Origin of the sequence: Erythrobacter sp. CCH5-A1 (assembly GCF_001557115.1) — a bacterium.
In the GTDB taxonomy this organism is placed as follows: Bacteria; Pseudomonadota; Alphaproteobacteria; order Sphingomonadales; family Sphingomonadaceae; genus Erythrobacter.
In genome coordinates this window covers 1-420 of the sequence record NZ_LSKQ01000061.1, presented here as the reverse complement: position 1 = coordinate 420, position 420 = coordinate 1, and the positions used below count along the sequence as shown (strand labels likewise).

Below are 420 nucleotides of genomic sequence, written 5' to 3'. Positions count from 1 at the left end.
CATTCCTGGCGACGCGAGGCCCAGAACAGCTACGAGGCCCAGAACGCCGACGGCAAGACAAAGCTCACCTCCCAGACTGAGGCGCAACCGCGCTAGCACGTCGTGCACCGAGTTTTCCGATGGTTCACCAGACGTTGCGAAACGGCGTCCAATCGCCGCGTTGTTCGCACCGAACGCAACCATGCCGCAGACGAGGATCAGTTTGGCAGCCAGCATCAACCCATAAGGCGTACTCAGAACGACCAAGCTGTTTTGAATACCGAATATCAGCTGGGAATTTATGAGGCCCGTGATGGCTACCACTGCTACCAAGCCCACGCCGAGCGGCGCGAACGCATGGATCTGCGAAAGCAATGCGAGAGCCTGCTCTCGATCCGGCCGCCGATGCAACTTCACAGTGAGGTCAACAAAGCAAATGAT

The 420-nt window shown here is 57.9% G+C and carries 1 protein-coding gene; it reads right to left on the bottom strand.

Translation table 11 applies throughout. The features are described 5' to 3' along the window. Positions 1-303: CopD family protein (locus AX708_RS21325; protein ID WP_369815586.1), on the bottom strand; the 303-nt coding region annotated here is incomplete at its 3' end. Positions 304-420: the final 117 nt, after the last annotated feature.